At 69.3% G+C, this 469-nt stretch carries 1 protein-coding gene and 1 pseudogene; both read right to left on the reverse strand.

The features are described 5' to 3' along the window. The coding region (locus DRV84_RS15270) for a phage tail tube protein (RefSeq protein WP_239995111.1) at positions 1 to 351 on the reverse strand (351 nt) is incomplete at its 3' end. A gap of 24 nt (positions 352 to 375) precedes the next feature. After that, a pseudogene (locus DRV84_RS16120) lies at positions 376 to 469 on the reverse strand (acyl-CoA transferase); the annotation flags it as partial.

Below are 469 nucleotides of genomic sequence, written 5' to 3' on the forward strand. Positions count from 1 at the left end.
GCCGGTCTCGATCGACATGCTGGGCAGCGTCCAGGACCCCGACTGGAACTCGTGGCTGTACGGCGCCTCCGCGCCCGTGGTCGTGGGCGCGCCAAACGCCGCCTTCAGCCAGAAGCCCAAGGCCTCGGCGTCGAGCGGGACAACGACATCGCCGTCGGCCGTCACAGCATCCTTGATCGGCGCCAGAGGATCGCGGCCGTAGCCGAGAAGCTCGGAGTTCAGCAGCGGCTGCTCTGCGCCGAGCGACGTGCTGGCGAAGGGCATGCGGGTGAAGCCGCTCGCGGGCGGCGTTCCATAGGTCGTTTCGAACGCAAGCGCCATCAGCGCCCGCGCCCCCTGGGCTCGTGCCATCGTGTTCTCCTGTGGTCGGTTGGATCAGGCCAGCGGGTCGGCCGTGGAATAATGCAGCACCACCGGGATCACGGCCGCCTTCAGACTCGCGGCGCCCTCGACCGGCAGATCGACCGGC

It is taken from the genome of Rhodosalinus sediminis (genome assembly GCF_003385555.1).
GTDB lineage: Bacteria > Pseudomonadota > Alphaproteobacteria > Rhodobacterales > Rhodobacteraceae > Rhodosalinus > Rhodosalinus sediminis.